The sequence below is a fragment of the Kitasatospora sp. NPDC047058 genome (genome assembly GCF_040643935.1).
Classification (GTDB): Bacteria; Actinomycetota; Actinomycetes; order Streptomycetales; family Streptomycetaceae; genus Kitasatospora.
This window is the reverse complement of record NZ_JBEYVJ010000476.1, coordinates 1-4,670: the sequence shown is the minus strand read 5'-3', so window position 1 is coordinate 4,670 and position 4,670 is coordinate 1. Positions and strand designations below refer to the sequence as shown.

Sequence of the window (4,670 nt, the reverse complement as noted above, 5' to 3'; positions counted from 1 at the left end):
GGACGGACCGCGCCGCACGCGCCCGGCCGGGGAGGCCGCGGACGGCGGGACGGCGGGCCGCTCCGGCACGCTCGGCAAGGCCGTGCAGGGGGTCCGGGCGGCCAAGGCGGCGACCGCCGCGAAGACCGCGGCAGCGGCCCGGAAGGCCGCCGGCGGGGGCGCGAAGAAGGCCCAGCCGGGGGCGCGGAAGTCCGCCCGGCAGGCCGGGCCGGAGGCCCCGAAGACGGCGCCGCAGACCGCCCCCGAGGCCTCGGGGAAGCCGAAGCCCGGGCCGGACGCCCCGAAGAAGCGGGTCCGGGCGCCCGGGGCCGCCAAGGCCCCCGCCGCCCAGCCCGCGCCCGCCGCCCAGCCGCCCCGGGTGACCCGCACCGCGCGCGCCGCCGGCGCCGCCAAGGCCGCCGTCCAGTCGGTGAAGTCCGTCAAGGCCGCCCGCCAGGCCGCCGGCCGCCCCGCCCCGCTGCTGCGCACCACCGACCGCCTGGTGCTGCCCCCGCACCCGGCCCTGCACATCCCGGACACCAAGGTCGCCCTCTCCACCGCCTCGGTCTACCCGGCCAACACCGCGATCGCCTTCGAGCTGGCCGCGAAGCTCGGCTACGACGGCGTGGAGGTGATGGTCTGGAACGACCCGGTCAGCCAGGACGTCGAGGCGCTGCGCCGGCTCTCCGCCGCCCACAACATGCCGATCCTGGCCGTGCACGCGCCGTGCCTGCTGATCACCCAGCGGGTCTGGACCACCGACCCCTGGACCAAGCTGGTCCGGGCCCGGGCCGCGGCCGAGAAGCTCGGCGCGAGCGCCGTCGTCGTCCACCCGCCGTTCCGCTGGCAGCGGCAGTACGCCCGCGACTTCGTCGAGGGCATCGACCGGATGGCGGGCGAGACCGACATCCGCTTCGCCGTCGAGAACATGTACCCGTGGCGCTACCGCGACCGCGAGATGCTCGCGTACGCCCCCGGCTGGGACGTCACCGAGGAGGAGTACCGGCACTTCACCATCGACCTCTCGCACGCCGCCACCTCCCGGATCGACGCGCTCGCCATGGTCGAGCGGATGGGCGACCGGCTCGCCCACATCCACCTGGCCGACGGCAGCGGCTCCGGCAAGGACGAGCACCTGATCCCCGGCCGCGGCAAGCAGCCCTGCGCCGAGCTGCTGGAACACCTCGCCCGGACCGGCTTCGACGGCCACGTGGTGCTGGAGGTCAACACCCGGCGCTCCGCCTCGCCCGCCGAACGCGAGGCCGACCTGGCCGAGGCGCTGGCCTTCACGCGCTTGCACCTGGCGACCCCCGCCCGAGTACGCTGAGCACGAACTGCCGTACGGAGGGGGAGACATGACGGACCATTCGGACTACCGGAGCGTTGCGACCTCGTTCGGAGGGGTGGCCGCCGAGTACGAGGAGGGCCGCCCCGGCTACCCGGACGAGCTGTTCGACGAGCTGGAGCGCCTGGCCGGCCGGACGCTCAAGGGCGCCCGCGTCCTGGACGTCGGCGCCGGCACCGGCATCTCCACCCGGCGGCTCGCCGCCCGCGGCGCCGAGGTGGTCGCCGTCGAGCCCAGCCCCGGCATGGGCGCCCAGTTCCTGACCAGCAGCCCCGGCATCGCCCTGGTCAGGGGCACCGGCGACGAGCTGCCCTTCCACGACCACAGCGCCGACTTCATCACCTACGCCCAGGCCTTCCACTGGACCCGCCCCGAGCTGGCCGTCCCGGAGGCCGTCCGGGTGCTGCGGCCCGGCGGCGCCCTCGCCACCTGGTGGAACGTGAAGGACGAGACCGTCCCCTGGGTGCGCGCCCTCGGTGAGCGGATGGCCGCCGCACTGCCCGGCCGGTACCACGGCTACGGCCGGATCGAGCAGCACACCGGCCACTTCGCCCCGGCCGGCCTGGAGGTCTCCTGCGCCACCCTGCGCTGGGAGCGCGAGATCACCGTCGACCACCTGCTCAAGGACCTCACCTCCCGCTCCTACCTGGCCTCCCTCGACCCCGCGTCGCGCGCCGGCGTCCTCGCCGAGGAGCGCGCCGCGCTGCTCGCCGAGTTCCCCGACGGGCGGCTGACCGAGCCCTACGTGCTGAGCCTCACCGTGGCGCGCACCCCGGGCGGCGCGGTCTGACCGCATCGCGGACGCGGTGTCCGCCCGGCGGACGGCGGGCGTAGGCTCGATAGACACAGCGGCCGCCGCGGGCTCCCCGCCGGCGGCGCCGCCAGCCGCCTCCGAAGGAGTGGAGCCCAGTGCCCGAGCTGAAGTCCCGTACGGTCACCCACGGTCGCAACATGGCAGGCGCCCGGGCGCTTCTCCGGGCGGCCGGCGTAGCCCGCGAGGACTTCGGCAAGCCGATCATCGCGGTCGCCAACTCCTTCACCGAGTTCGTCCCCGGCCACACCCACCTGCAGCCGGTCGGCCGGATCGTCTCCGAGGCCGTCAAGCAGGCGGGCGGCATCCCGCGGGAGTTCAACACCATCGCGGTCGACGACGGCATCGCGATGGGCCACGGCGGCATGCTCTACTCGCTGCCCTCGCGCGACCTGATCGCCGACTCCGTGGAGTACATGGTCAACGCGCACTGCGCCGACGCCCTGATCTGCATCTCCAACTGCGACAAGATCACCCCGGGCATGCTGATGGCCGCGCTGCGGCTCAACATCCCGACCGTCTTCGTCTCCGGCGGCCCGATGGAGGCCGGCAAGGCCACCCTGGTCGACGGCACCGTGCGCAAGCTCGACCTGGTCGACGCGATCTCCCAGGCGGTGAACGAGAACGTCTCCGACGAGGACATCGCGATCATCGAGGAGAACGCCTGTCCGACCTGCGGCTCCTGCTCGGGCATGTTCACCGCCAACTCGATGAACTGCCTCACCGAGGCGATCGGCCTCTCGCTCCCCGGCAACGGCTCGGTGCTCGCCACCCACACCGCCCGCAGGGCCCTGTACGAGCGGGCCGGGCGGACGGTGGTCGAGATCGCCGAGCGCCACTACGGCCGGGACGACTACTCCGTCCTGCCCCGCTCGATCGCCACCCGCGCCGCCTTCGAGAACGCGATGGCCCTCGACATCGCCATGGGCGGCTCCACCAACACCATCCTGCACCTGCTCGCCGCCGCCCAGGAGGCCGAGCTGGACTTCGACATGCGGGCCATCGACGCCGTCTCCCGCAAGGTGCCCTGCCTCTCCAAGGTCGCGCCCAACGGCTCGTACTACATGGAGGACGTGCACCGGGCCGGCGGCATCCCCGCCATCCTCGGCGAGCTCTACCGCGGCGGTCTGCTCAACGAGGACGTGCACACCGTCCACTCCGACTCGCTCGCCGAGTGGCTGAAGACCTGGGACGTCCGCGGCGGCTCGCCGTCCGCCGAGGCCGTCGAGCTCTGGCACGCCGCCCCCGGCTGCGTCCGCTCCGCCGAGGCGTTCTCGCAGTCCGAGCGCTGGGAGTCGCTGGACACCGACGCCGCCCGGGGCTGCATCCGCAGCGTCGAGCACGCCTACTCCGTCGAGGGCGGCCTCGCCGTGCTGTACGGCAACCTCGCCGAGGACGGCTGCATCGTGAAGACCGCCGGCGTGGACGAGTCGATCTGGACCTTCAGTGGCCCGGCCGTCGTGGTCGAGTCCCAGGAGGACGCCGTCGACGCGATCCTCACCAAGCGGGTCAAGGAGGGCGACGTCGTCGTCATCCGGTACGAGGGCCCCAAGGGCGGCCCCGGCATGCAGGAGATGCTCTACCCGACCTCCTTCCTCAAGGGCCGCGGCCTCGGCAAGGCCTGCGCGCTGGTCACCGACGGCCGCTTCTCCGGCGGCACCTCGGGCCTGTCGATCGGCCACGCCTCCCCGGAGGCCGCGTCCGGCGGCACGATCGCCCTGGTCGAGGACGGCGACATCATCGCCATCGACATCCCCGGCCGGACGATCTCGCTGGAGGTCTCCTTCGAGGAGCTGCACGAGCGCCGGCTGAAGCTGGAGGCCGAGGGCGGCTACCGGCCGAAGAACCGCGACCGCCAGGTCAGCCAGGCCCTGCGGGCCTACGCCGCGATGGCCACCTCCGCCGACAAGGGCGCCGTCCGGGACGTGAGCAAGCTCGGCTGACGCCACCGCGCACCCCGGGGAGCCGTCCCGCCCGGCGGGACGGCTCCTCCGTTCGTCGCCCCCTCCGGGCGCTGGGTCACCGTGGGGGCGTCGGGTGATAATCGGCCGTGTGACCGAGCACCCCGCCCCCGCCCCCAAGACCGCCGGCGCCCCCGGGCCGGAGCCGATCCGCTGGTTCGGCACCAGCTGGGTCGGACGCGGCAGCGACTACTGGACGCGCCGGGTCGTCGTGCCGCTCGGCGCGCTGCTCGCGACCGCGGCCGGGGCCTTCGTCCTGCGCCTCGCCGTCGACGGCGTCCGGCTCTCCGACAACGGCGGCTTCGTCAACGGCCTGCTGCTCGCCGCCGTCGCGGTCTGCTCCTGCCTGGCCGGACTGCGCAACTGGAAGCTGCTCGCCGAGGGCAGGGACCAGCTGACCGGCTGGATGGCCGAGGACAAGTCGCTCGGCGCGGTCTGGCTCATCGGCGGGGTCGGCGCGCTGTTCGCGTACTTCCTGCGCAGCCTCACCGAGGCCCCCGGCGAGGCCGTGAAGCGCGCCGACCCCGCCGATGAGCCAGACCGCGCCGAGCGACTTGTCCTCGGCCATCCAGCC

Annotated in this window: 4 protein-coding genes; all 4 read left to right on the top strand. The window is 74.1% G+C overall.

Annotation, left to right across the window (positions count from 1 at the left end; translation table 11 throughout):
- Positions 1-478 precede the first annotated feature (478 nt).
- Complete coding sequence (locus tag ABZ885_RS35730; protein WP_360198334.1) at positions 479-1,306, top strand: sugar phosphate isomerase/epimerase; 828 nt, start codon at positions 479-481, stop codon at positions 1,304-1,306.
- Positions 1,307-1,334: 28 nt separating this feature from the next.
- Positions 1,335-2,114 (top strand): methyltransferase domain-containing protein, encoded by a 780-nt coding sequence (locus tag ABZ885_RS35725; RefSeq protein WP_360198331.1) that lies wholly within the window; start codon positions 1,335-1,337, stop codon positions 2,112-2,114.
- 119 nt (positions 2,115-2,233) lie between these two features.
- A complete protein-coding gene (ilvD, locus tag ABZ885_RS35720) occupies positions 2,234-4,078 on the top strand; it encodes a dihydroxy-acid dehydratase (RefSeq protein WP_360198328.1) in 1,845 nt (614 codons plus the stop codon).
- A 109-nt stretch (positions 4,079-4,187) separates the two neighbouring features.
- On the top strand, positions 4,188-4,670 hold a 483-nt coding region (locus tag ABZ885_RS35715), incomplete at its 3' end, for a hypothetical protein (RefSeq protein WP_360198326.1).